The organism is Bradyrhizobium sp. (assembly GCF_049691595.1).
Taxonomy (GTDB): Bacteria; Pseudomonadota; Alphaproteobacteria; order Rhizobiales; family Xanthobacteraceae; genus Bradyrhizobium.
Map to the genome: position 1 here is coordinate 1 of NZ_JBAVNZ010000170.1, position 25,088 is coordinate 25,088.

Sequence of the window (25,088 nt, forward strand, 5' to 3'; positions counted from 1 at the left end):
GCTTCAATCTGATCGGATCAGAGCCTAGGGCACGCGCTGCTTGCTGCGCGGCGCAGGTTCACTGCTGATCGGGTCTTTGGCCGCCGATGCCTGCAACAGGTCGCGCGCGGCGTCGGCGGCCATCGGCTCGCCGAAGTAGAAGCCCTGGGCGTATTCGCAGCCGAGCTGATAGAGCTCGACCGCGTCCGAATCGGTCTCGGCGCCCTCGGCGACCACGTCCATGCCAAGGTCGTGCGCCAGCGCGATGATCGATTTCAGGACCACCGGCCGCGTGCCACGGCTGGTGGTGCGCACGAACGACTGGTCGATCTTGATGGTGTCGAACGGAAACCGCTGCAGATAGGCGAGCGAGGAATGGCCGGTGCCGAAATCGTCGAGCGACAGGCCGGTACCGAGTTCGCGGATGCGGGTCAGCATCTGCGCGGCGTGCTCGGGATTTTCCATCACCATCGATTCCGTCAGTTCCAGCTTCAGCGTGCCGCGCGCGACCGAGGAGCGCGACAGCACGGTGCGGATATCGTGGATCAGATCATGGCGCAGCAATTGCCGCGAGGAGACGTTGACGCTGGCGAAGATCGGCTCGCGCGAGCGCATGGCGCGCTGCCAGATCGCGAGCTGCCGGGCGGTCTGGTCCATCACGAACATGCCGAGATCGACGATCAGGCCGATCTCCTCGGCGATGGAGATGAATTCCGAGGGCGACATCCGGCCGAGTTTCGGATGGTCCCAGCGCGCCAGGGCCTCGAAACCGGCGATCGAGCGATCTTCCAGCCGCACGATCGGCTGATACATTATCGCGATTTCCTGGCGCTCGATGGCGCGGCGCAGTTCGGATTCCATGGTCAGCCGGTCGGTCTTGCGCGCGCGCATCGCCGGCTTGTAGACGTCGATGCGGTCGCCGCCGATGCGCTTGGAATGATACATCGCAAGCTCGGCGTCCTTGATGATCTCGTCGGACAATGGCGTCTGCGGATCGGAGACCGCAAGCCCGATCGAGGCGGTCAGGAAAATCTCGCGGTCGTTGAAGGCGATCGGCGCGCGGATGGTCTTGCGGATGGTTTCGGCGAAGGCGGTGACGCGCACCGGATCCTGTTCCGACATCAGGAGCAGGCCGAACTGGTCGCCGGCGAGCCGCGCCAGCGTATCCTGCGGCTTCAGGATGCGGGTCATCCGCCGCGCCAGCGTCAGCAGAATGGAATCGCCCACCGCAATGCCGACGGAATCGTTGACCTGCTTGAAGCGGTCGAGGTCGATCACCAGCAGCGTCGGCCGCAGCGTCGGCATGGTCCGGGTGAAATTAGCCACCGCGCGCAGGCGGTCGATGAACAATTTGCGGTTCGGCAGCCCGGTGAGATTGTCATGCACGGAGTCGTGGAGCAGGCGCTCCTCGGCATTCTTGATCTCGGTGACGTCGGTCAGCGTGCCGACCACGCGCGAGACCTCGCCGTCGGAGCCGACCACCGGACGCGCCTTCAGCGCAAACCACATGAAATGTCCGTCGGGGGTGCGCAGCCGGAAATCCTGCACCAGCCGGCCGCGGCGCTGGTCGAGCACGCTGTCGAGCGCGGCACGGAAGCGGTCCTGGTCGAGCGGATGCAGCACCTCGAGCCATTTCGCGGCCGGGCCTTCCAGCGTGCCGCGTTTCAGGCCGAGCAGGCTTTCGGTCTCCGGGCTCGTGAACACCTTGTCGGCCGAGACGTCCCAGTCCCAGATCAGGTCGCCCGAACCGGTCAGCGCCAGCGCGCGGCGTTCGACGTCGGAGACGATGCCGGTGGTCGCGCCGCCGCCGGCGAAGGCGTGCTGCATCACCGTAAATCCGATCAGCATCACGATCAGCACGAGGCCGCCGAGCAGCGCCGGGCCGACGATGTCGTTGGTGACGCTGCCGCCCACCGCCATGCCGGCGGCGATCACCCAGACCACCAGCAGGAACCAGGTCGGGATCAACAGCACCGCGCGGTCGAAGCCGTGGGTCGAGAGATAGACGATCAGCGCAAAGCCCGCGAAGGCGATCAGGACCAGCGAGATTCGCGCAATGCCGGAGGCGACCGCCGGATCGAACAGCGCCAGCGCCACCAGCGAGCCCAGAAAGGCGAGCCAGCCGACCGTGATGTGGGAATAGCGCACGTGCCAGCGGCTGAGATTGAGATAGGCGAACAGGAACACCAGCAGCGTCGCCGCCAGGATCGCTTCGCCGGCCGCGCGCCAGATGCGCTCGGCGTTGTTCGACATGTCGAGCACCTTGCCCCAGAAGCCGAAATCGACGCCGATATAGACCAGCACCGCCCAGGCCAGCGCCGCGGCGGCGGGGAACATGATGCTGCCCTTGACCACGAACAGGATCGTCAGCACCAGCGCCAGCAGGCCGGAAATGCCGATCACGATGCCCTGGTAGAGCGTGAACGAGTTGACCTTGTCCTTGTAGGCGTCGGGCTCCCACAGATAGAGCTGCGGCAATTTATCGGTGCGCAATTCCGCGACATAGGTGACCACGGCGCCGGGATCGAGCGTGATGCGGAAGATGTCCGCGGTCGCGCTTTCCTGGCGCTCGGGGCGGTCGCCGGTCGACGGCGTGATGCTGGCGACCCGCGACAGTCCGAGATCGGGCCACAGCAGCCCCGAGGACACGATGCGGTAGTGGGGTGCGACGATCAGCCGGTCGAGCTGGTCGTCGGTGTTGTTGGCGAGCGCGAACACCACCCAGTTCTGACCGCCTTCGCGGGCACGAACCTCGATGCGGCGGACGATGCCGTCGGTGCCCGGCGCGGTGGAAACCTGGATGCGGTCGGTCTCGCTGTGCTGATGATCGAGCACCGCGGTGAGGTCGATCGCAGGCGCGTCGCTGCGGACGCTGACGGCGTCGATGGCGCGCGCTTGCGGCGCGGCGGCAACAATCATGAAGCCCAGCGCAAGCCGCGCAAGGCACCTGATCAGACGCAATGTCAGTACTCCGCGATGTCAGATCTTTCCGGATCCACCAATGGCCCGGCGTTGGCGCGATAAATGACATGAATGCGAAGGCAATCAAAGGGTTTCCGGCAGCACTCGGCTCGCGATAATCAGACCGTCAACACAATTTTGCCAATATGTTCGCTGGTCTCCATCCGCCGATGCGCGTCCGCGGCCTTTTCCAGCACGAACGAGCTGTCCATCACAGGTTTGATGCGCCCTTCGCGCAATAACGGCATCACCCTGGCCTCGATGGCCGCGACCATGGCGGCCTTGTCCGCATTACTACGGGGACGCAGGGTAGAGCCGGTGTGATGCAGCCGTTTCACCATCAGCTTGGCAATGGTGACGGTCGCCTTGGGGCCGCCAAGCGTTGCGATCTGCACCACGCGGCCGTCGATCGCCGCGGCGTCGTAGTTGCGATCGATGTAATCGCCGCCGACCATGTCGAGAATGACATTGGCGCCCGCGCCATCGGTCGACGTCTTTACCTCGGCGACGAAATCCTCCGTCCTGTAATTGATCGCGCGATCGGCGCCGAGCCTGAGGCAGGCATCGGCCTTGTCCTTCGATCCGACGGTGACGATCACCTTCGAGCCGAACGCCTTGGCGAGTTGGATCGCCATGGTGCCGATGCCGGAGGAGCCGCCATGGATCAACAGCGTCTCGCCGGGCTTCAAGGCGCCGCGTTCGAATACATTGTGCCAGACCGTCATCAGCGTTTCCGGGATGGCGCCGGCTTCCTGCATCGACAGCGTCGGGGGCACGGCCATCGCCTGGGCGTCCTGCGCGATGCAATATTGCGCGTAGCCGCCGCCGGCCACCAGCGACATCACCTTGTCGCCGAGCTTGTGCTTGGCGGAGCCGGTGCCAAGCGCGACCACTTCACCGGCGATCTCAAGGCCCGGCAGATCGCTGGCGCCGGGCGGCGGCGGATAGGCGCCGGATCGCTGCGCGACATCGGGACGGTTGACGCCGGCGGCCATCACCTTGACCAGGATTTCGCCCGGACCGGGAGAGGGCACCGCCCGGGTCTGCGGCACCAGGACCTCGGGACCGCCGGGCTTGCTGATGCCGACGACGGTCATTTGCGCGGGCAGCTTTTCCATGATTTGTCCTTGCGAAATGCTAAGAGTTCTGAAAGCGGCCCCTGCTTAGCCAGCCGCGTCTGCGCTGGCAACCGCCTCAGGAGGTCGTAAAGCACGGAGCAAGGGCATGGCCGTCGAGGACGACGATAAACCCAGGAAAAAGGTCACCCACGAGATCGGGCAGGATCTGTCGCTGCTGTCGGTCGAGGAACTGGCCGAGCGCATCGCGCTGATGAATTCGGAGATCGAGCGGGTGCAGCAGGCCATGACCAAAAAGCGCGCGTCGAAGGATGCGGCGAAGAGTTTTTTCAAGTCATGAGGGATGGTGTCCCGGACGCGGTGCAGCGCTCTTCGCGCCGCTGCGCAGCATCCGGGGCGTGATTGCCCGGGTCGGCCAATGGCCGACATGGCAAATGAAGCCTGAAGAAAATCGCTCGTTTACGCATCGTTAAGCTTTCTCGATTATGATCGTCATTGTCCTCGTTTGGACACCGAGTGGCTCCTGTCCACTCTGTTTGACGCCTCCCTGTTATCAACTTCAAAAGCCGCCGGAAACGGCGGCTCTTTTTTTGGCGTCCCCTGTTTCGCCCGATCCGTGACCGCGCCGGAAACCATAAATCCGGTTGCGGCTGGACTCTCGCCTCTGCCCGCGCAATGATTTGTTCATCATAAGCCGGCGCCGCCAGGCCGGCCGCATAAACAGTGGCGTGAGGGCGTTTCACCATGTCGGATCGTGGGCACAACGAGTCCGCGCTCGTGCTGTTCAGCGAGCGGCTGACCAATTCGGCGGCGTTTGGAACCCTGTTCCGGGAAGGGATGGACCTGGTCGAGCAGACCGCCGCCTATCTTGACGGCGATGGCCGGGCCGAGGCCAAGGCGCTCGAACGCGCCGTCAGCCTGACCTACGCGACCGAAAGCATGCGGCTGACCACGCGGCTGATGCAGCTCGCGTCATGGCTATTGTTGCATCGCGCGGTGAAGGAAGGCGAGATGACGCTGACCCAGGCCAATCGCGAGAAGACCAAGGTCAAGCTCTCCGCCGCCGATCCCGGCCCCGAGGACATGATCGCAAGATTGCCGCGGCAATTGCAGGACCTGATTGCGCGCTCGATGATCCTGCAATCGAAAGTCCGCCGGCTCGACATTTCGATCCATGCGCCCTCGAGCGAACGCGCGCCGATCGGCAATCCGCTGGTGCCGCAGCTCAATCGCCTGAAGGCGGCGTTCGAGCAGTAATTCTCGGGATTCCATCAATTCGAAGAAACGGGCTCGAAAAGCCTCAATCCCTCTTCAGAAAGCCCGAAAACTTTTTCTGGAACCGCGAGACGCGGCCGCCGCGGTCGAGAATCTGCTGGGAGCCGCCGGTCCAGGCCGGATGCGACTTGGAGTCGATGTCGAGGTTCAGCTTGTCGCCTTCCTTGCCCCAGGTGGAGCGGGTCTGGTACTCGGTGCCGTCGGTCATGACGACGGTAATTGTATGATAATTCGGATGAATATCGGCTTTCATGGCAGTTCCTTCGGCGCGCCGGCGCCCGTCCAGCAATGTCAGGGATTACGGATTTGGGCGGCTCTATAACGCAGCCGGCCCGCCAAAACAAGCCGCGTATCTCACCGGAGCGGGACTCCCGCGGATTTGCCAGCCGACGCGGCGGGGCCTATCTGGGGGCGGCACAACCGGTCGGATTTCATGAGCACAGCCGAACAGCTTGAAGACCAGCGTGGCGAGCTGCCGCCGCGGCGCGACGGGCTGCTCGAACAGGAAGCCTTCATCGAAGCGCAGCTGACGCAGTCGCCGGCCACGACCGGCGCCCGGCTGCGCCCGCTGCTGGCGCTGGCGCCCTATGTGGCGCGCTACCGCGGACGCGCACTGCTGGCTTTTGTCGCGCTGACGGTGGCGGCGATCACCACGCTGGTGGTGCCGGTCGCGGTCAGGCGGATGATCGACTTCGGCTTCACCCCCGAAGGCATCGCCGTGATCAACAGCTATTTCAGCGTCATGATCGCGGTGGTCGCGGTGCTGGCCGGCGCCAGCGCGTCGCGGTTCTATCTGGTCATGACGATCGGCGAACGCATCGTCGCCGATCTCAGGCGCGATGTGTTCGCGCATCTGATCTCGCTGTCGCCCTCGTTCTTCGATTCCGCGCGCAGCGGCGAGCTGGTGTCGCGGCTGACCGCCGATACCACGCAGATCAAATCCGCGGTCGGCGCCTCGGTGTCGATCGCGCTGCGCAACCTGATGCTGTTCATCGGCGCCGCAACGATGATGGTGATCACGAGCCCGAAACTTTCGGGCTTCGTGCTGTTGGCGATCCCGGTGATCGTGCTTCCGCTGGTGGCCTTCGGCCGCTGGGTGCGGCGATTGTCGCGCGATGCGCAGGACACGCTGGCCAACGCCAGCGCCTATGTCTCCGAACTGATCGGGGCGATCAGGACCGTGCAGGCCTATACCAGCGAGCGGCTCGCCAACGCACGCTTCGGCCGCGAGGTCGAACAGGCCTATGAGGCGGCGCGCAGCTCGACCCGGGCCCGCGCGGTGCTCACGCTCGTCATCATCTTCATTGTGTTCTCCAGCGTGGTCGTGATCCTGTGGGTCGGATCGCACGATGTCCTGGCCGGCGCGATCAGCCCGGGGCGGCTCGGCCAGTTCGTCCTCTACGCAGCCTTTGCCGCGGCCGGCTTGGGCCAGCTCAGCGAGGTCTGGGGCGAGGTGTCGGCGGCCTCCGGCGCGGCGGAACGGCTGTTTGAAATCCTGCGCATCAAATCGGAGATCACCGCGCCGGCCTCGCCGCGCGCCATGCCGGCGCCGGCGCGCGGCGATATCAGCTTCGACAAGGTCAGTTTCGCCTACCCGACCCGGCCGGACGTCGACGCGGTCGATGGCGTTTCGCTGTCGGTGCGAACAGGCGAGAAGGTCGCGATCGTCGGCCCCTCGGGTGCCGGCAAGAGCACGCTGTTTCATCTGCTGCTGCGGTTCTATGACCCGGCGTCGGGCACGATTTCGTTCGACGGCGTGCCGATCAAATCGGCCGACCCGCGCGAGTTGCGTTCGCGCATCGCGCTGGTGGCGCAGGATTCGGTGGTATTCGCGGCAAGCGCGCGCGAAAACATCCGCTTCGGCCGGCCCGACGCCGGCGATGCCGAGGTCGAGCGCGCCGCCGACCTCGCGCATGCGACCGAATTCATCCGTCGCCTGCCGGACGGATTCGAGGCGCAGCTCGGCGAGCGCGGCGTCACGCTGTCGGGAGGCCAGCGCCAGCGCATCGCGATCGCGCGCGCGATCCTGCGCGACGCGCCGCTGTTGCTGCTCGACGAGGCGACCTCCGCGCTCGATGCCGAAAGCGAGACGCTGGTGCAGACCGCGCTGGAAGAACTGATGCGTCACCGCACCACGCTGGTGATCGCCCATCGGCTGGCCACCGTATTGTCCTGCGACCGCATCATGGTGATGGACCAGGGCCGCATCGTCGAGCAGGGCACCCACGCTGAGCTGGTCGCAGCGGGTGGCTTGTATGCGCGGTTGGCAAGGTTGCAGTTCGAGGGGATTTGAGGCTGTTCCTTCCCGCTCCCACCGGGGGAGAAAGGTGGAAACCGCGCTACGGCTTCCACTCCATCCTCAGCACCGGCCTTCCCGACGTCGGATTGACGTCCTCTCCAACAGGCAAGAAACCGTTGCGCGCGTAGAAGCGGATGGCGCGGGCGTTGTCCTTGTTGACCAACAAATTGATGCACTCGGGCGACAAGCGTTTCGCCTCGTCAATCAGTGCATCGGCGAGCTTCGAACCCCAATGCGCGGGGCTGACCACGAGCTGGTCGAGATAGCCCTTTGGATCGATCGTGACGAACCCGATCAGTACCTCGGTTTGCTCTGCGACAATGATCGCCGCCTCTGGCACCAGCTCGTTGCGCCAGCGCGCGCGCCACCAGCCCGCGCGCGCGGCGAAATCGATTCCGGGATAGGCCTGCTGCCAGGTCTGCTGCCACAGCGCGATCGCCGCGTCCTCGTCATCGGCGTGATAGCGGCGGAGATGAAACGGGGTGCTCATTCTTGCAAGGTCGTCATGCCCGGACTTGATCCGGGCATCCATCTACTTCGCAGGAGTTCAAGCCCGGCAATGACGATCTGGTGCGCTTTCTGGACACCGCTATCGTTCCGTCAGCTTCAGTTCGATGCGGCGGTTGCGCCGGTAGGCGTCTTCGGTCGGCGCGGTGTCGAGCGGCTGGAACTCGGCGAAGCCGGCTGCGACCAGCCGCTGCGCCGGCACGCCGAGCGAGACCAGATACTGCACCACCGATATCGCGCGCGCCGACGACAACTCCCAGTTCGACCTGAACAGCGGGCTGCTGATCGGCCGCACGTCGGTATGGCCGTCGACCCGCAATACCCAGGCGATTTCGCCCGGGATCCGCTTGTCGAGATCGATCAGCGCGGAGGCGAGCGTGTCGAGTTCGGCGCGGCCTTCGGGCAACAACAGCGCCTGGCCGGTGTCGAAGAACACTTCCGACTGGAACACGAAGCGGTCGCCGACGATACGAATATCCGGCCGGTTGCCGAGAATGGCGCGAAGGCGTCCGAAGAATTCCGAGCGGTAGCGCGACAATTCCTGCACGCGCTGCGCCAGCGCCACATTCAGCCGCTGCCCAAGATCGGCGATGCGGCCCTGCGATTCCTTGTCGCGCTTCTCCGAGGCGTCGAGCGCTTCCTCGAGCGCCGCCAACTGACGCCGCAGCGCGCTGATCTGCTGGTTCAGGACTTCGATTTGCGCCAGCGCGCGCATCGTCACCCCCTTCTCGGATTCGAGCGCCCGGTTGAGTTCGTTGGCGCGACCCTGGGCGTCGCTGCCCGCATTGGCGAGCCCGTCATAGAGCCCCTTGATGCGGTCGCGCTCGTTCTCGGCGGAAGCCAGCCCGGCGCGAAGCTGGGACAACTGGTCGTCGAGATTGAGCTTGCCGAGCTTTTCCAGCGACAGCAGGTCGTTCAACTGCGCGATCCTGGCGTTGAGCTGCTCCAGCACCTTGTCCTTGCCGGTGACTTCCTGCGACAGGAAGAACTGCACCACCAGAAACACCGAGAGCAGGAACACGATCGAGAGCACCAGGGTCGATAGTGCATCGACAAAACCCGGCCAGTAGTTGAAGCCGGATTCGCTGCGGCGGGCGCGGGCAAGGGCCATTGACGTTTCTCCGCTTCTCGTGTTCTGGACGCGGTGCAGCGTGTAACGCCGCTCCGCGGAGCCGGGACCCATGGTGACGAAAGATGGACCCCGGCCCTGCGGCGCATCATTGCATGCGGCGCAGCGTTCGGGGCACGATCTCCCTTAATTGACGCGTTTTCTTCACGCGAACCGGCACCCGCTTCGCTTCAAAGCGCTATCGTGAACTCTTCGCGGGCTGGCGCGCGAGGTGTTCGAGCAGTTTCTTGATCTCGCGGTTCTGCTCGCCCTGGCTGTCGGCCCATTCGCGAATCATCTGCTGCTCGGTGCGCATATGCGCGACCAGCCCCTGAATGGCTTCGGCGAGGTTGGCCATCGCCGCGGCGGTGTTGCGGCCGTCGCTGCTTTCCTCGACCACGAGACGCATCCCGTCAAGTGTATGAAGGAGCTCGCTGCCAGCCGGGCCCTCGCCGGAATATCCGCGCACCGTGGAGGCAAGCCAGTCTTCGAGGTCGGTATAGAAGCGGTTCTGCGCCTGGCTCGACTGCAGATCGAGGAAGCCCAGGATCAGCGAGCCGGCGAGGCCGAACAGCGAGGACGAGAACGAAATGCCCATGCCGCCGAGCGGCGCGGCCAGGCCTTCCTTGAGGGTATCGAACAGCGCGCCGGCGTCGCCGCCGACCTTCAGCCCGTCAATCACCTTGCCGACCGACCCCACGGTTTCGATCAGGCCCCAGAAGGTGCCGAGCAGGCCGAGGAACACCAAGAGGCCGGTCATGTAGCGCGAGATGTCGCGGGCCTCGTCGAGCCGGGTGGCGATCGAATCGAGCAGATGGCGCATGGTCTGCTGCGAGATCGTCATCCGTCCGGTGCGCTCGCCGCCGAGGATCGCCGCCATCGGCGCCAGCAATTTCGGGTGCCGCGCGATCGCAAGGCCGGGATCGGCGATGCGGAAATTGTTGACCCAGGCGACTTCGGGATAGAGCCGGATCACCTGCCGGAACGACAGGATGATGCCGATCAGAAGCACCGCGCCGATCAGCGCGTTGAGGCCGGGATTGGCGAAGAAGGCGGTGATGATCTGCCTGTAGAGCACGACCGTGACCAGCGCGCACAGCACCAGGAAAACCAGCATCCGCACCAGAAAAATTCGTGGCCAGGACAATTTGCTCAGTTCGATCTCCATTTCGGAGCGGGAGGAGGGGCCTGAGGGCATTGCCGGGTCATCCATTGCCGAAGTTTTTCGGGCACCAATATGGCACAGCCGCGCTGGGAAAAAAGCGGAGAAAGCGATGATTTCCGGTCCAAGAAAGCGAAGCCTCAGGCTGAAACTGCGCTTCGACTTCAGCGTATTTTTGGCAACGTTCGATGTCTGAGCGAAATAATCGGGATTTTGCATGACCATTCTGTATCTGGAGGCGCTGGCGTTGATTGCCCTGTCGCTCTCGATTCTGATGGTGGCGGCCTGGGCGCTGCAGCAGCGCACCGGCAATTCCGGCTGGGTCGATACCATCTGGACCTTCTCGCTCGGCCTTGTCGGCGCCGCCAGTGCGCTCTGGCCGGTCGAGGGCACAGCCCCCAATGCCCGGCAATGGCTGGTCGCGGTGCTGGTGGCGATCTGGTCGCTGCGGCTGGGCGTACATCTCGCGATCCGGACCACCGGGATCACGGACGATCCGCGTTATGCCGCCTTTGCCGAGGCGTGGGGGGTCGATTCCACACGGAAAATGTTCATGTTTCTGCAGAACCAGGGCTTCGCGTCGATTCCGCTGGTGTTTGCAATCTTTGTCGCGGCGCGATTTCCATCCGACGCGTTGCGCTGGCAGGACTATCTCGGCGCGCTGATCCTGCTTGCCTGGATCGCCGGCGAGGGGCTGGCGGACGCGCAGCTCAGGCGCTTCCGCGCCGACCCCGCCAACAAGGGCGGGGTCTGCGATGTCGGGCTGTGGCGCTGGTCGCGCCATCCCAACTATTTCTTCGAATGGTTCGGCTGGCTGGCTTATCCGGTGATCGCGCTCTCGGCCGATTATCCTTGCGGCTTCGCAAGCCTGCCGGCGCCGATCCTCATGTACTGGATCCTGGTCCACGTCACCGGCATCCCGCCGCTGGAGGAGCAGATGCTGCGCTCGCGCGGGGAGCGCTACCGCGAATACCAGTCGCGCACCAGCGCCTTCTTCCCGCTGCCGCCGCACCAGTCCATAGATCGGCCAGGAGGTCGGCCAAACTCCGCTGACAGCCGATAACTTGGTTAGTATAGTCAAATGCTTATCATCGCCAAAGATCGGCCAAGGATGACTTCCTGGGAAACTCCGCAACGAATCGAGCCCTCTCGTCTCGAAGAGGTCCCCGAGGCCGTTGCGGACAGCGTCGCCGAACTCGCGGCCGCCGCCGCGACGCTCGGAGCGGGCCTTCATCCCCGCACGGCGGCGAACCTTGCCGAACTCGTGCGGATCATGAACACCTATTACAGCAACCTCATCGAAGGACATGACACGCGTCCGCGAGACATTGCCCGTGCTCTCGAGGGCAAGTTTGATCAGGACAGGGATCGCCGCAACCTTCAGATCGAAGCCGCCGCGCATGTGCGCGTGCAGAGCGAGATCGACCGGATGGCGGCGGAAGGGAAGTTGCCCGAGCCGGCGTCCGTGGATTTCATCCGCTGGCTCTATCGCCAATTCTACGCCGATGCACCGGGAGACATGCTGCGTATCAAAGGCGGTGGGCGTGAGGTCATGATGGTGCCCGGCGAATGGCGATCAAGGCCCGAGCATGACAATGCCGTCGGTCGGCATATGCCGCCATCGAGTGCCCGCATCGATGATTTCATGAAATATTTCGCTGAGCGCTATCAGTTCGGGCCACTCAAGAAGGCGGGCCGCATCATGGCGATGGCCGCCGCGCATCACCGGTTCAATTACATCCATCCTTTTCCGGATGGCAACGGCCGCGTCAGCCGTCTCATGAGTCATGCCATGGCGCAGTGGGCGGAGATCGGTGCGCATGGCTTGTGGTCGGTCTCGCGCGGGCTTGCGCGGGGCCTCGCACGGCCAAGCGAGTACAAGCAAATGATGGACCTCGCCGACACACCGCGTCAGGGCGATCTCGATGGGCGGGGGAATCTCTCTCAGAAAGCGCTTCTCGAATTCGTCCATTGGTTCATTCGGGTCTGCATCGATCAGGTCAAGTTCATGGAGGGCTTGTTCGAGATCGATCGTCTTGGGTCGCGGCTCGGCGCCTATGTGGAGCGCAGCCAGACCCTCAAACCGGAGGCCGCGAGGCTTCTGCAGGAAGCTCTCATCCGCGGGCAATTCGAACGCGGCGATATCGCCCGGATCACAGGCTTGCCGGCGCGTTCGGCGCGGCGCGTTCTAAACGAGGTGGTTGCCGCCGGACTTCTGGGCTCCGAAACCCCAAAGGGTGCCGTGTTGCTGCGCTTTCCGATGGATTCCCTCGACGTGCTGTTTCCGCGGCTCTTCCCGGAAACATAGATTCGAAGCCCCCATCTCGAAAAAACTCAAACCGACGGTTCCGCGCGCTCAGTTCGCGCGAGGCCGGCAGCAGCGTCAGCCCTGCTTCCCCAGCGGCTTGAGAATCTTCACCAGCTCGGCGTGCACGAACTCGTTGCCGCAGATCACGTGCCCGGTCTTGAGCGGGTCATCGTCGCCGGGTGAGTCGTATGGACCACCGACGCCAGCCCAGCCGACTCGATAACTCGTCATTGCCTCGCTTCAGCTCTCCCGCTTACGAGGAGGTCGACGCGCTCGAAGATCAGTTTTCCGCTTTTGGTGCTGTCTTCAATGAATGAGTAACCGGCGTCGTTGAAGAACGCCTCAGTCTGCTTGGGGTAACCCAGTTAGAACGGCACTTCCTTGTTGTCGGGAGACACATGTACCGCGCCCTCCTCTTTGGCGCGCTCCCTTGAGCTGGAATTCTCTGCTCTGGAACGGGCCCTATTCACAATCCAGTGAGTCAAGAAAAGGGCTTCCAACTCAAGCCGATAGCGTCGTGTGACATTGAGCCGCCGCGAAACGCATTGCGTCGCAGCAAGGTCGTTTCCTATCTTGAGACCATCAAGAGGGCGGCCACGCAGGCCGCGATCCATTCAAGTCGAACTGCGATTTTGGGGGCGGACATTTCAATGTCGGTATATCGCGCGCGATCGGCCTGCGTTGCGTTGATGCTGGCCGCCACGGCGCCGCTGCTCGCCGGGTGCAATGACACGATCCCCGCGTCCGCCGCGGTAACAGCGCCCGAACCTGATGTCAGCATCGTCACCGTCAAGCCGCAGCCGCGTGCCATGGTGCGCGAGCTGCCGGGGCGCATTGCGCCGACGCGCATAGCCGATGTTCGTCCGCGCGTCTCCGGCATCATCGTCGAACGCACGTTCCGCCAGGGCAGCGAGGTGAAAGCCGGCGACCCGCTCTATCGGATCGATCCGCTGCCCTTCGAGGTCGAGGTGCAGTCCACCGAGGCCGCGCTGGCGAAGGCAAGGGCGTTGCTGGAGCAGGCGTCGCAGCATGCGCGGCGAATTGCGACCCTGACCAGTCAGCGCGCGGCCCCCGAGTCCGAGAACGAAAAGGCCATTGCCATCCAGCGTCAGGCCGAAGCCGAGGTCGAGGGCCGCAAGGCCGACGTCGCGCGCGCGAGGCTCAATCTGGATTATTCCACCATTTGCGCCCCGATCGGTGGCGTCGTCGGCGCCGCGCTGGTGAGCGAAGGCGCGCTCGTGGTGCAGAACGACACGTCAAGCCTGGCGACGATCCAGCAGCTTGATCCGATCTATGCCGATTTCACGCAATCGATATCCGAACTCAACCATCTCCGGCGCGCGTTCGAGACCGGCGAACTCGATCGCATCTCGCCCGATGCCATGAAGGTCCGCCTCATGATGGACGATGGCACGGTCTATCCGATACTAGGCAAATTGCTGTTCTCGGACGCCAAGGTCGATGCCCATACCGGGCAGGTGACGCTGCGCGGCGAGTTTCCGAACCCGAAGCGCGAATTGTTGCCGGGCATGTATGTCCGCGTGCTGATCGAGCAGGGTATCGATACCGACGCCGTCGCGGTGCCGCAGCAGGCGATCCAGCGCAACGGCGGCGGCGGCAGCGAAGTGTTCGTGGTCCGGGATGACAACCGCGTCGCAGTTCAGCCCGTGCGCACCGGCTCGCTGCAGGATGGCCAGTGGTTCGTGACCGAGGGCCTGAAGGCCGGCGACAAGGTCGTGGTCGAGGGTTTCCAGAAGTTCGCCGCCGGCGACAAGGTCCGGCCGCAGGCGTGGGCCCAGGCGGATTCGTCGGCCCATGCGCCGCCGGACGCCAAGCCTGCCGCGCCCGCGCCTCGGTGAGATCAGATGCCGAGCTTCTTTATTGACAGGCCGATCTTCGCCTGGGTCGTGGCGCTGTTCATCTGCCTGATCGGCGCGATCTCGATTCCGCTCTTGGCGGTAGCGCAATATCCGATCATCGCGCCGCCCTCGATCTCGATCAGTACCAGCTATCCCGGCGCGTCGCCGGAAAATCTCTACAACAGCGTCACCCGGCTGATCGAGGAGGAGCTCAACGGCGCCTCCGGCATTCTGAATTTCGAATCCACCAGCGACTCGCTGGGCCAGGTCGAGATCACGGCCAATTTCGTGCCGGGCACCGAGACCGGCGCGGCGTCGGTGGAAGTGCAGAACCGGCTCAAGCGCATCGAGGCGCGGCTTCCCCGCGCGGTGATCCAGCAGGGCATTCTGGTCGAGGAGGCCTCCAGCGCCGTCTTGCAGATCATCACCTTGCGCTCAACCGATGGCCGCCTCGACGAAGTCGGGCTCGGCGATTTCATGATCCGCAACATTCTCGGCGAGATCCGGCGCATTCCCGGCGTCGGCCGCGCCACGCTCTATTCCACCGAACGCTCGCTGCGGATCTGGCTCGATCCCGCAAAACTGGTCGGCTTCGGCCTGACCGCCGACGACGTCACCAAGGCGATCACCGCCCAGAACGCACAGGTCGCCTCCGGCAGCGTCGGCACCGAGCCAAGCGCCGCGGAGCAAAAGATTTCGGCGCTGGTGCTGGTCAGGGGCCAGCTCAGTTCGCCCGACGAATTCGGGGCGATCATCCTGCGCGCCAATGCCGACGGATCGACGGTGCGGTTGCGCGACGTCGCCCGCCTCGAAATCGGCGGGCTTAGCTATCAGTTCAATACGCGTCTCAACGGCAAGCCGACCGCGGGGCTTTCAGTGCTGCTGTCGCCGAGCGGCAATGCGCTCGCCACCGCAAGCGCCGTCGAAGCCAAGATGAGGGAGCTGTCACGCTTCTTTCCGGCCAATATCGCCTACGACATTCCCTACAACATTACGCCGGTCGTGAAGGCCTCGATCGAGAAAGTGTTGCTGACGCTGGTCGAGGCGGTGGTGCTGGTCTTCGTCGTGATGTTCCTGTTCCTGCAGAATATCAGATACACCATCATCCCGACCATCGTAGTTCCCGTGGCGCTGCTCGGCGCCTGTGCGACGCTGATGATCGCTGGCTACTCGATCAACATGCTGACCATGTTCGGCATGGTGCTCGCGGTAGGCATTCTCGTGGACGACGCCATTGTCGTGGTCGAGAACGTCGAACGCATCATGGCGGAGGAGGGGTTGCCGCCGAAGGAAGCCACCCGCAAGGCGATGTCGCAGATCACGGGCGCGATCATCGGCATCACGCTGGTACTGATCGCGGTGTTCGTGCCGATGGCGTTTTTCCCGGGTTCGGTCGGCATCATTTACCGGCAGTTCTCGGTCACCATGATCGCCGCGATCGCCTTCTCGGCGCTGCTGGCGTTGTCACTGACGCCGGCTTTATGCGCGACGCTGCTAAAACCGGTCACAGCCGGCCATGGTCACGCGCGCAGGGGCGTGTTCGGCTGGTTCAACCGTACCCTCGATACCACCCGTGACCGCTACACACGCACGGTCAAGGGTTCGCTGGAGCGCACCGGTCGGCTGATGCTGATCTATGCAGCGCTGCTGATCGCGTTGGGCTGGGCGTTCATCCGTCTGCCCGGCGGCTTCCTGCCCGTGGACGATCAGGGTTTCATTACGACCGATGTGCAGACGCCATCCGATTCCTCCTACGCGCGCACCGCGGCAGCGGTCGAAAGGGTTGAAAAATATCTCGCCGGGCGCGCCGGCATCGAGAACGTGACGTTCCTCACCGGCTTCAGCTTCCTCGGTCAGGGCATGAACACCGCGCAGGCGTTCATCTCGCTAAAGGATTGGTCGGAGCGGCCGGCGAAGGATTCCGCGGCCGCGATTGTGGCCGATATCAACCGCGACCTCTCATCGATCCGCGACGCCAAAATTTCGGCGCTGCAGCCGCCGCCGATCGACAATCTCGGCAATTCCTCGGGCTTCTCGTTCCGCCTGCAGGATCGCGGGCAGAAGGGGTATGCCGCGCTGACGGCTGCGGCCGACCGGCTGATCGCGGAAGCCAATGCGAGCCCGGTGCTGCAAAAGGTCTATGTCGAGGGTCTGCCGCCGGCGCCGCAGGTCAATCTCGCGGTCGACCGCGAGAAGGCCGGGGCCTTCGGCGTCACCTTCGAGGACATCAACAGCACGATCTCGACCAATCTCGGCTCGAGCTACATCAATGACTTTCCGAACCGCGGCCGGATGCAGCGCGTGATCGTGCAGGCCGATCGCGGTAGCCGCATGAACGCGGACCACATCCTCAATTATAATGTCAGGAACAGCCGTGGCCAGCTGGTACCGTTTTCCGCCTTTGCCTCGATCGAATGGTCGAAGGGGCCGACGCAGATCGCGGGCTTCAACTTCTATCCCGCCGTGCGCATCAGCGGCGAGGCGAGGACCGGCTACACCTCCGGCAACGCCATTGCTGAGATGGAGCGGCTCGCCAACAAGCTGCCGCGCGGCTTCGGTTATGAATGGACCGGGCAATCATTGCAGGAAAAACTGTCGGGCTCGCAGGCGCCGTTCTTGCTCGGCCTCTCGGCGCTGGTGGTGTTCCTGCTGCTCGCCGCGCTCTATGAAAGCTGGACCATTCCGATCGCCGTCCTGCTGACGGTGCCGCTTGGAATCTCCGGCGCGGTGCTGGCGGCGACGCTGCGCGGCCTGCCGAACGACGTCTATTTCACCGTCGGCCTGATCACCATTATCGGGTTGGCCGCCAAGGACGCCATCCTCATCATCGAATTCGCCAAGGATCTGCGCGCACAGGGCAAGCCGCTGATCGAGGCGACCGTGGAAGCGTGCAGTTTGCGGTTCCGACCGATCCTTATGACCGGCCTCGCCTTCGTCTGCGGTGTGCTGCCGATGGCGATTGCCACCGGCGCTGGCGGTGCCAGCCAGCAGGCGCTCGGCACCGGCGTCATGGGCGGCATGATCGCGGTGGTCATCCTTGCGCTTCTGATGGTGCCGGTGTTCTTCGTCAGCGTGCAGCGGGTTCTTGCGGGGGACCGGGAAGCGGCGAAGGATGCGGCAGGTGAGCCGCATGGACCGCCTGCGCAAGCAGAGTCCTGAGCGGTCGTCTCATTCGGTCGTTGTGCCCCGCCACCGGGTATCGCCACGGCAAACCATGCCGGACGATTTCGGGTCCGTGCCCTCATTTCCCCAGCGGCTTGAGAATCTTCACCAGCTCGGCGTGCACGAACTCGTTGCCGCAGATCACATGCCCGGTCTTGAGCGGGTCATCGTCGCCTTCGATGCCGGAGACCATGCCGCCGGCTTCGCGCACCATGATCTGTCCGGCCGCGATGTCCCAGGGCTGCAGGTTGCGCTCCCAATAGCCGTCGAGGCGGCCGGCGGCCACGAAGGCCATGTCGAGGGAGGCCGCGCCGAAACGGCGCAGGCCCGCGACCTTGTTCTGGATCTCGGCCATCTCCCGCCGTGACAGCTCGTGGTCGCCGCGGCCGATATGCGGCAGGCCGCAGGCGATCACGCACTCGTTGAGCTTGCGCCGCCCGGCGACGCGCAGCCGCTGGTCGTTGAGGAACGCGCCCTTGCCGCGCTCGGCGAGATACAGTTCCTCATTGGCCGGGTTGTAGATCACGCCGGCGATGACGGTGTCTTCGCGCCGCAGGCCGATCGAGATCGAAAATTGCGGGATGCCATGCAGGAAATTGGTGGTGCCGTCGAGCGGGTCGACAATCCAGGTATGGCTCTTGTCGGCGCCCTCGCGGGTGCCGCCTTCCTCGCCGATGAAGCCGTAACCGGGCCGCGCCTTGGCGAGATCGTCGTACAGCATCTGTTCGGCGCGCTTGTCGGCCAGCGTGACGAAATTGGCTGGCCCCTTCAGCGACACCTGGAGATGCTCGATCTCGCCGAGGTCGCGCTTGAGGCTGCGGCCGGCGTGGCGCGCGGCCTTGACCATGACGTTGATGAGGGCTGAATGCAGCATGATCCGGGCTTGCTGGGTATGAGACTTGCGCGGTGAGAGAACGACCAGATGCCGTGAGAGGTTTTCCGACTGCGTGCCCTGCTGTCGGGGCGCCGTCAAGGCGTCATTTGCTGCCGATCCATTTGCGCGCGGCAGCCTCGGCCTTGGCGCGATCCTCAGGACTGAGGTCAGCCAGCGCCTCGTCCAGCATCGGATCGCCCTTGCCGGCGGTCTTGGCGACAATGTGCCATTTCAGGCCTTCGACCTTGTCGATCGGCGCGCCCTGTCCGCTGACCAATACGCGGGCAAGGCGGTTTTGCGCAATCGGGCTGTTCTGCCTGGCGGCCTTGCGCAACAACGCCACCGCGGCGGCTTCGTTTTTCGGCGTGCCGGTGCCGTTGTAGAGCGCGATCGCATATTCGACTTCGGCATCGACATTGTCGGCAAGCGAAGCGGCCTGCAACAGCCGCACCGCCTTGTCGATGTCCTTCGGCACGCCGGTGCCTTCCTTGTAGAAGGTCGCAAGCGCGTACTGCGCCTCGGGATTGCCGGCGTCGGCGGCGACGCGCAGCAGCTCCGCGGAGCGCCTGAGGTCCTGCGGCAGCGTCTGTCCGTCGAGATAGAGCAGCGCGAGATTGTACGCCGCCTTGGGATTGCCGAGCTTGGCCGAGGACGCCAGCAGTTTTACGGCCTCCTCGCGATTGACCCGGCCGCCGCGCCCGGCCAGGCGCATCATGGCGAGCGCGAACATGCCCTCGCGGTCGCCGGCGTCGGCGGCGCGCTGGTACCATTCGGCGGCCTTCGCATCGTCTCGCTTGACGCCCATGGCGTTGGCGTGAAGCTCTCCGAGCATCGTCATCGCCTTCGGGTCGCGGGCGTATAGCGCGCGCGTGGTTGCGAGATCCAGTGTGGTCTTGTAGAGCCCGCGCTGATAGGCGCCGTACACGAGATCGACATTGGGATCCTCAAAGGCGGGCGCCCGCGCCGGCGCCGGTGCAGGCGCCGCGGCCGGTTTCGGTGGCGCGGCAGGCTTCCTGGCAACCGCCGGCGCCTTTGGCTTCGGCGCCTCCTTTGATGTTTCGTCGGGCGTCTCCTGCTTCGCCGACGGCTTGCCCGCGGGCGGTTGCGCCGCCGGTGGCGTCAGCGAAATCTGCGCCGATGCGCCCGCGGCCCAGGTCAGGCAGCCGAGCCAGATCGATATGGAACGCAAGATCCTCATTCCGGCGTTATTCCTGTTCGGCCCTGGCTGTTCCGAGCCTTGCGCCATGCGCTTGCCGGATCGCCCGTTCGACATCGGCCAGCGCCGCCGCCGCGCCGCGCGGGTCGGTCCAGATGAAATCGCCGACCAGGACGAAATCTGCGCCCGCCGCCGCGAATTCGGCCGCCTCCTCGCGCGAAACCGCAAAGCCGACGCAGGGCGGCTCGAACAGTTCGTCCCACCATTGCAGGCGTTCGGCGATCGCCTCGACCGAGGGGCGCTGTCCGCGTGCATCGGGCTCGCCGAACAGCACGTAATCGGCGCCGGCTTCGCCCGCGGCCATCGAATCGTGTCGCGTGGCGAGCCCGCCGATGCCGGCGATGCGGTCGGGCTTCAGCGACGGCAAGGCCTCTTCCAAGGCGGCGATGCCGGTGAGATGCGCGCCGTCGGCGCCGGCGCGCGCCACCAGTTCGGCATGACCGTCAAGCAGAAGCGCGGCGCCGGCTTCCTGGACCGCGGGCGCCAGCGCCTTGACCCGCGAGATCATGGTGCGCTGGTCGGTCGGCTTCAGTCGCACCAGCACCGCGGCGACGTCGGCCGCGGCCAGCAGACCGGGCAGGCTTGCGATCAACGGCGACGGATCGTCCACCTCAGGCGTCGCGAGATAGAGACGCGGCGCGCGGCGGGGCGGGACGGGTTTGGTGGCCAAATCTATGCCGCCTTCTTTTCCAGATCAGCCTTCCATTCGCCTTTGGTCGCCAGCGAATTCATCCGCGCGCGGTGGGTAAAGGCGCGCTGGCTCGCGGCGATGTTCTCAGGCCTACCCGACCACGCCTTTTGCGGCGCCGCCTGCAGCGCACGGCCGTATGAGAAGGTGAGGCGCCACGGCAGGCCGCCGATCCGGTTCATGGCGTCCAGATGCGCGGTGGCGTCCTCGTCGGACTGTCCGCCGGAGAGGAAGGCGATGCCGGGCACCGCGGCGGGCACGCAGGCTTTCAAGAGCCGGATGGTTTTTTCCGCGACCTCTTCGACGGAGGCCTGTTTCGGGCTTTTCTTGCCTGATATGGCCATGTTGGGTTTCAGGATCATGCCTTCCAGCGCGACGCGCTGGACCCGCAATTCCTGAAACGTCTTGTTGAGCACGCGCTGGGTCACCTCGAAGCAGCGGTCGATATCGTGATCGCCATCCATCAGGACTTCCGGCTCGACGATCGGAACGATCTGCGCGGCCTGGCACAGTGCGGCGTAGCGCGCGAGCGCGTGGGCATTGACGTGGATCGCGGTCATGGTCGGGATGCCCCGGCCGACAGTGCCGCTGCCGATGTCGATCACCGCGCGCCATTTCGCGAACCGCGCGCCCTGTTCGTAATATTTCTTCAGGCGCTCGGCGAGCTTGTCCAGCCCGACGGTGACCAGTTCACCCGGGCAGTTCGGCAAGGCCTGCGTTCCCTCGTCGACCTTGATGCCGGGGATCGCGCCGGATTGTTCGATGAGTTTTATGAGCGGCGTGCCGTCGCGGGCCGTTTGCCAGATAGTCTCGTCGTAGAGGATGACGCCGGAGATGCACCGGCTCATCGCCTCGCTGGAGCGGAACAGCATTTCGCGATAGTCGCGGCGATTGTCCTCGGTCGAAGCCACGTTGATGGCGTCGAACCGCTTCTTGATGGTGCCGGTGGATTCGTCGGCGGCGAGGATGCCCTTGCCGGGCGCGACCATGGCGAGGGCGACCTTGTTGAGATCGGCGAGATTCATCGATGCTTCCTCCAGTGCAGTATATCGTTGCAAGTCAAACTAGACGCAGACCGGAATCTGCGGATGGATTTCGGTGACTGCGTCCATCATGTGCCGCAGCATCACGTCGTTGGCATAGGCGCGCGCGCCGCGCGAGGCCTGAATGATGACGGGGGCGTCGAGCGAGGAGGCGGCGTCCATGATCGCGAGCGCCTGCTCCATATTGTTGATGTTGAAGGCCGGCACCCCGTAATCGTGCTCGGCGGCGTGGTCGAGCAATTGACGCAAGGTGATGCGAGCCATCCTGTTCTCCATGTTGTCGCGACAGGCACGCTGTCTCTGTTTCTGAAACTAAAGCAATCAGTCTTCAGACGAAACCCAAGAAGGCTGCCAGCGCCTGATCCACCCTTGTGAGGTCGGCTGCGCCGAGACGCCCAAATACCTGTCCAACTTTGGTTAGCGGCAAAGTGCTGCACTTGTCAGCCATGATTTGTGATTGCGCCTGCAGGCCGTTCTCCGACGTCGGGCTAACGGTGATGCGAAACACCTGCTTGGGAAGAACGTCGCTCGTCATCGGGAGAAAAGTGACGGAATCGATCGCTTCGTATCTGTCCGACTGAACGATTACCGCGGGCCGAGGCTTCCCATAGGCTCCCGGAAGCACAACGGTGACCAAGTCACCGCGCTTCATTTCCAGCCTTCGATCTCGATATTGGATAGTTCTTCGAGGATGATCTTTTCGTCTTCACTGGCGTTTACGATTGCGATTGCTTCCGCAACCTTCTCTGCATAACCCGGCGCATCGACGTCCGGAACCCAGATCGTCACCGGCTTCAAGCCGGCCGCCTTCATCCTGTCCCGATGCTTCCGGACCCGCTTTGCGCCGTCGGTCATGGCACATGTCCTTCAATGAAAGTTGTTACATGTAACATAAGCCGATAGCGCCCACGCTTCAAGTTGCGTCACTTTGCCCGGAGAACCTCGACGCCGGGCAGCGGTTTTCCCTCCATCCACTCGAGGAAGGCGCCGCCCGCGGTCGAAACATAGGAAAAATCGCCGGCCACCCCGGCCTGGTTCAGCGCCGCCACAGTGTCGCCGCCGCCGGCGACCGAGATCAGTTTTTTGGCCTTGGTCCGCGCGGCGGCGTGCCTGGCCGACACCGCCGTGCCGCGGTCGAACGGCGGCATCTCGAACGCCCCGAGCGGCCCGTTCCAGACCAGCGTCGCGGCGTCGTCGATCGCGGCGTGTATCCGCGCGATCGATTGCGGGCCGACGTCGAGGATCATGCCGTCGGCGGGAATGGCGTCGATGCCGTAGGCATAAGACGGCGCATTGGCCGCGAAGTGATAGGCCACTACCGCATCGACGGGCAGGATGATGGCGCAGTTGGCGGCTTCGGCCTTTTCGAGGATCCGCCGCGCGGTCGCCGCCAGATCCTTCTCGGCCAGGGATTTCCCCACACCGAAGCCCTGCGCATGCAGGAAGGTGTTGGCCATGCCGCCGCCGATCACCAGCGCGTCGACCTTGCTGACGAGGTTTTCCAGCAGGTCGATCTTGGTCGACACCTTGGCGCCGCCGATGATGGCGATCACCGGCTTGGTCGGCGCTTCCAGCGCCCTAGCCAGCGCGTCGAGTTCGGCCTGCATGGTGCGTCCGGCATAGGCCGGCAGCTTGTGGCCAAGCCCTTCGGTCGAGGCATGCGCGCGATGCGCCGCCGAGAAGGCGTCATTGACCCAGATGTCGCCGAGCTTGGCCAGTTCCGCGACGAACGCAGGATCGTTTTTTTCTTCCCCTTTGTGGAAGCGGGTATTTTCCAGGCAGAGGATGTCGCCATCCTTCATCGCGCCGACCGCCTTTGCCGCGGCCTCGCCGATGCAGTCGTCGGCAAAGGCGACCGGCTTCTTGATGATCTCGGCGAGCGCGGCGGCGACGGGTTTGAGCGACTCCTTGGGATCTCGCCCCTTGGGGCGGCCGAAATGCGCCAGCAGGATGACCTTGCCGCCCTTGCCGGAAATCTCGGTGATGGTCGGCGCCACGCGTTCGAGCCTCGTGGCATCGGTGACGCGGCCATTTTCCATGGGCACGTTGAGATCGACGCGCAGCAGCACGCGCTTGCCCTTCACGTCGACGTCATCGAGGGTACGGAATGATTTTGGCATTGGCGGTCTCTTGTCCCGGGCGCTACGCAGCGCACTCGGGTCCGCGCTTCGCGCCGCCCGAGTACAGGCTCCTCGGTGCGCTGCAGAACCGGGACCCATGTTGTGCCAGGTCCCGGCTCAGCGGAGCAGCGTGAAGACACGCTGCACCGCGTCCGGGAAACAAGACTTGACTTACAGCAACTTCCCCATCGCCACGGCGGTATCCGCCATGCGGTTGGAAAAGCCCCATTCATTGTCGTACCAGGACATCACCCGCACCAGCGTGCCGTTCTGCACCTTGGTCTGGTCCATGTGGAGCGTGGACGAGTGCGGATCGTGGTTGAAGTCGATCGAGACGTTGGGTGCGGTGGTGTAGCCCAGAATGCCCTTGAGCTGCTGTTCGGAGGCCCGCTTCATCGCCTCGTTGATTTCCTTCACATCAGTCTTGCGCTTGGCAACGATCTTGAGATCGACCACCGAGACGTTGGGCGTCGGCACCCGGATCGCGACGCCGTCGAGCTTGCCCTGCAATTCCGGCAGCACCAGGCCGATCGCTTTCGCAGCGCCGGTCGAGGTCGGGATCATCGACATCGCCGCGGCGCGGCCGCGATAGAGGTCCTTGTGCAGGGTATCGAGCGTCGGCTGGTCGCCGGTATAGGCGTGGATCGTCGTCATGAAGCCCATCTCGATGCCGACGGTGTCGTTCAAGACCTTGGCGACGGGCGCGAGGCAGTTGGTGGTGCAGGAGCCGTTGGAGACGACGAGATGGTCCCTGGTCAGCTTGTCGTGGTTGACGCCGAACACGATGGTCGCGTCGGCATTGTCGGCCGGCGCCGACACCAGCACGCGCCTGGCGCCGGCGGCCAGATGCGCGGCCGCCTTGTCGCGGGCGGTGAAGATGCCGGTGCATTCCAGCGCGATATCGACGCCGAGGTCTTTCCAGGGCAGCGTTGCAGGATCGCGGTGCGCGGTGACCTTGATCTTGCCGTTGCCGAGGCTGATCGTGTCGCCTTCGACGGTGACGGTGCCGGGAAAACGGCCATGCACGGAATCGAAGCGCAGCAAATGGGCGTTGGTCTCGACCGGGCCGAGATCGTTGATCGCGATCACCTCGATATCCCGGCGGCCGGACTCGGCGATGGCGCGCAGCACGTTGCGGCCGATGCGGCCAAACCCGTTAATCGCGACCCGGACTGCCATGCTCGTCTCTCCTCTAGAGCTGGTCTGATAGCTGGTGCCATCCCCGCGGAGCGCGCGCCACGGAAATGCTACGGCGGATCGCCCGGTTCGGCCGGGCGAGAACGGAAACTGTGGAAGTTAGGTAGTCCTTTTTTCCGACGAGCTCAACCGTCACCCCAGCCGTTCCAGGGCAGCGTTAACGGCGGCCTCGGCGGTAATGCCGAAGTGCTGGAAAAGCGCCTTGGCAGGGGCGCTGGCGCCGAAACCGTGCATGCCGATGAACACGCCATCGT

22 protein-coding genes and 2 pseudogenes are annotated in these 25,088 nt (G+C 64.4%); 7 read left to right on the forward strand and 17 right to left on the reverse strand.

The features are described 5' to 3' along the window. Positions 1–24: 24 nt before the first annotated feature. Both WCE35_RS07580 and WCE35_RS07585 read right to left on the reverse strand, forming a co-directional pair. A complete protein-coding gene (locus WCE35_RS07580; RefSeq protein ID WP_424592732.1) occupies positions 25–2,940 on the reverse strand; it encodes an EAL domain-containing protein in 2,916 nt (971 codons plus the stop codon). Positions 2,941–3,059: 119 nt separating this feature from the next. Then, entirely contained in the window at positions 3,060–4,058 is a 999-nt protein-coding gene (locus tag WCE35_RS07585; protein WP_424592733.1) for an NAD(P)H-quinone oxidoreductase, read from the reverse strand. 106 nt (positions 4,059–4,164) lie between these two features. On the opposite strand from WCE35_RS07585, the gene WCE35_RS07590 reads away from it, so the two are divergent. Beyond that, entirely contained in the window at positions 4,165–4,356 is a 192-nt protein-coding gene (locus tag WCE35_RS07590) for a DUF1192 domain-containing protein (RefSeq protein ID WP_424592734.1), read from the forward strand. 404 nt (positions 4,357–4,760) lie between these two features. Further along, entirely contained in the window at positions 4,761–5,273 is a 513-nt protein-coding gene (locus WCE35_RS07595) for a DUF1465 family protein (RefSeq protein WP_424592735.1), read from the forward strand. A 43-nt stretch (positions 5,274–5,316) separates the two neighbouring features. Here the strand turns inward: WCE35_RS07595 and rpmE are convergent, their stop codons facing one another. After that, on the reverse strand, positions 5,317–5,544 hold the full coding sequence (gene rpmE / locus WCE35_RS07600; protein ID WP_424592736.1) for a 50S ribosomal protein L31: 228 nt from the start codon (positions 5,542–5,544) through the stop codon (positions 5,317–5,319). Positions 5,545–5,724: 180 nt separating this feature from the next. Here rpmE and WCE35_RS07605 point away from each other — a divergent pair, with 180 nt between their 5' ends. After that, the gene (locus tag WCE35_RS07605; RefSeq protein WP_424592737.1) at positions 5,725–7,584 is read left to right on the forward strand and encodes an ABC transporter ATP-binding protein/permease; all 1,860 of its coding nucleotides are present in this window, start codon (positions 5,725–5,727) and stop codon (positions 7,582–7,584) included. 46 nt (positions 7,585–7,630) lie between these two features. On the opposite strand, the gene WCE35_RS07610 is transcribed toward WCE35_RS07605, so the two are convergent. The 3 genes from WCE35_RS07610 to WCE35_RS07620 all read right to left on the reverse strand — a co-directional run bounded on the left by WCE35_RS07610 (position 7,631) and on the right by WCE35_RS07620 (position 10,403). Further along, positions 7,631–8,080, reverse strand: coding sequence for an N-acetyltransferase family protein (locus WCE35_RS07610; RefSeq protein WP_424592738.1), 450 nt, complete (start codon positions 8,078–8,080; stop codon positions 7,631–7,633). Positions 8,081–8,179: 99 nt separating this feature from the next. Beyond that, a complete protein-coding gene (locus tag WCE35_RS07615) occupies positions 8,180–9,208 on the reverse strand; it encodes a peptidoglycan -binding protein (protein WP_424592739.1) in 1,029 nt (342 codons plus the stop codon). A gap of 196 nt (positions 9,209–9,404) precedes the next feature. Next, the gene (locus WCE35_RS07620) at positions 9,405–10,403 is read right to left on the reverse strand and encodes a flagellar motor protein MotA (RefSeq protein WP_424592740.1); all 999 of its coding nucleotides are present in this window, start codon (positions 10,401–10,403) and stop codon (positions 9,405–9,407) included. A gap of 181 nt (positions 10,404–10,584) precedes the next feature. On the opposite strand from WCE35_RS07620, the gene WCE35_RS07625 reads away from it, so the two are divergent. Together WCE35_RS07625 and WCE35_RS07630 are read left to right on the forward strand one after the other, a co-directional pair. Next, on the forward strand, positions 10,585–11,430 hold the full coding sequence (locus WCE35_RS07625; protein WP_424592741.1) for a DUF1295 domain-containing protein: 846 nt from the start codon (positions 10,585–10,587) through the stop codon (positions 11,428–11,430). 48 nt (positions 11,431–11,478) lie between these two features. Then, positions 11,479–12,675 carry a Fic family protein gene (locus WCE35_RS07630; protein WP_424592742.1) on the forward strand — a complete coding sequence of 399 codons (1,197 nt, stop codon included), beginning with the start codon at positions 11,479–11,481 and terminating at the stop codon, positions 12,673–12,675. Between the two features lie 75 nt (positions 12,676–12,750). Here WCE35_RS07630 and WCE35_RS07635 read toward each other — a convergent pair. After that, a pseudogene (locus tag WCE35_RS07635) lies at positions 12,751–12,852 on the reverse strand (inositol monophosphatase); the annotation flags it as partial. A 473-nt stretch (positions 12,853–13,325) separates the two neighbouring features. On the opposite strand from WCE35_RS07635, the gene WCE35_RS07640 reads away from it, so the two are divergent. Together WCE35_RS07640 and WCE35_RS07645 are read left to right on the forward strand one after the other, a co-directional pair. Next, complete coding sequence (locus WCE35_RS07640) at positions 13,326–14,534, forward strand: efflux RND transporter periplasmic adaptor subunit (protein WP_424592743.1); 1,209 nt, start codon at positions 13,326–13,328, stop codon at positions 14,532–14,534. Between the two features lie 6 nt (positions 14,535–14,540). Continuing rightward, a complete protein-coding gene (locus WCE35_RS07645; RefSeq protein ID WP_424592744.1) occupies positions 14,541–17,693 on the forward strand; it encodes a multidrug efflux RND transporter permease subunit in 3,153 nt (1,050 codons plus the stop codon). An 82-nt stretch (positions 17,694–17,775) separates the two neighbouring features. On the opposite strand, the gene WCE35_RS07650 is transcribed toward WCE35_RS07645, so the two are convergent. The 10 genes and pseudogenes from WCE35_RS07650 to WCE35_RS07695 all read right to left on the reverse strand — a co-directional run. After that, the gene (locus WCE35_RS07650; RefSeq protein WP_424592752.1) at positions 17,776–18,570 is read right to left on the reverse strand and encodes an inositol monophosphatase family protein; all 795 of its coding nucleotides are present in this window, start codon (positions 18,568–18,570) and stop codon (positions 17,776–17,778) included. Between the two features lie 103 nt (positions 18,571–18,673). Continuing rightward, complete coding sequence (locus tag WCE35_RS07655) at positions 18,674–19,768, reverse strand: tetratricopeptide repeat protein (protein WP_424592745.1); 1,095 nt, start codon at positions 19,766–19,768, stop codon at positions 18,674–18,676. A gap of 7 nt (positions 19,769–19,775) precedes the next feature. Then, positions 19,776–20,456, reverse strand: a complete 681-nt coding sequence (locus WCE35_RS07660; protein ID WP_424592746.1) for a thiamine phosphate synthase — start codon at positions 20,454–20,456, stop codon at positions 19,776–19,778. Positions 20,457–20,458: 2 nt separating this feature from the next. Then, positions 20,459–21,499, reverse strand: coding sequence for a class I fructose-bisphosphate aldolase (locus tag WCE35_RS07665; RefSeq protein WP_424592747.1), 1,041 nt, complete (start codon positions 21,497–21,499; stop codon positions 20,459–20,461). Positions 21,500–21,541: 42 nt separating this feature from the next. Next, positions 21,542–21,781 (reverse strand): annotated as a pseudogene (locus tag WCE35_RS07670) (class II fructose-bisphosphate aldolase); the annotation flags it as partial. Positions 21,782–21,845: 64 nt separating this feature from the next. Next, positions 21,846–22,169 (reverse strand): type II toxin-antitoxin system PemK/MazF family toxin, encoded by a 324-nt coding sequence (locus tag WCE35_RS07675; RefSeq protein ID WP_424592748.1) that lies wholly within the window; start codon positions 22,167–22,169, stop codon positions 21,846–21,848. Further along, the gene (locus WCE35_RS07680) at positions 22,166–22,372 is read right to left on the reverse strand and encodes an antitoxin MazE family protein (protein WP_424592749.1); all 207 of its coding nucleotides are present in this window, start codon (positions 22,370–22,372) and stop codon (positions 22,166–22,168) included. Before WCE35_RS07680 ends, WCE35_RS07675 begins: the two co-directional genes overlap by 4 nt. A gap of 68 nt (positions 22,373–22,440) precedes the next feature. Beyond that, entirely contained in the window at positions 22,441–23,637 is a 1,197-nt protein-coding gene (locus WCE35_RS07685; protein ID WP_424592750.1) for a phosphoglycerate kinase, read from the reverse strand. A 171-nt stretch (positions 23,638–23,808) separates the two neighbouring features. Next, a complete protein-coding gene (gap, locus tag WCE35_RS07690; RefSeq protein ID WP_424592751.1) occupies positions 23,809–24,816 on the reverse strand; it encodes a type I glyceraldehyde-3-phosphate dehydrogenase in 1,008 nt (335 codons plus the stop codon). A 150-nt stretch (positions 24,817–24,966) separates the two neighbouring features. Next, a partial coding sequence (locus WCE35_RS07695; RefSeq protein WP_424592753.1) for a transketolase-like TK C-terminal-containing protein occupies positions 24,967–25,088 on the reverse strand: 122 nt, incomplete at its 5' end.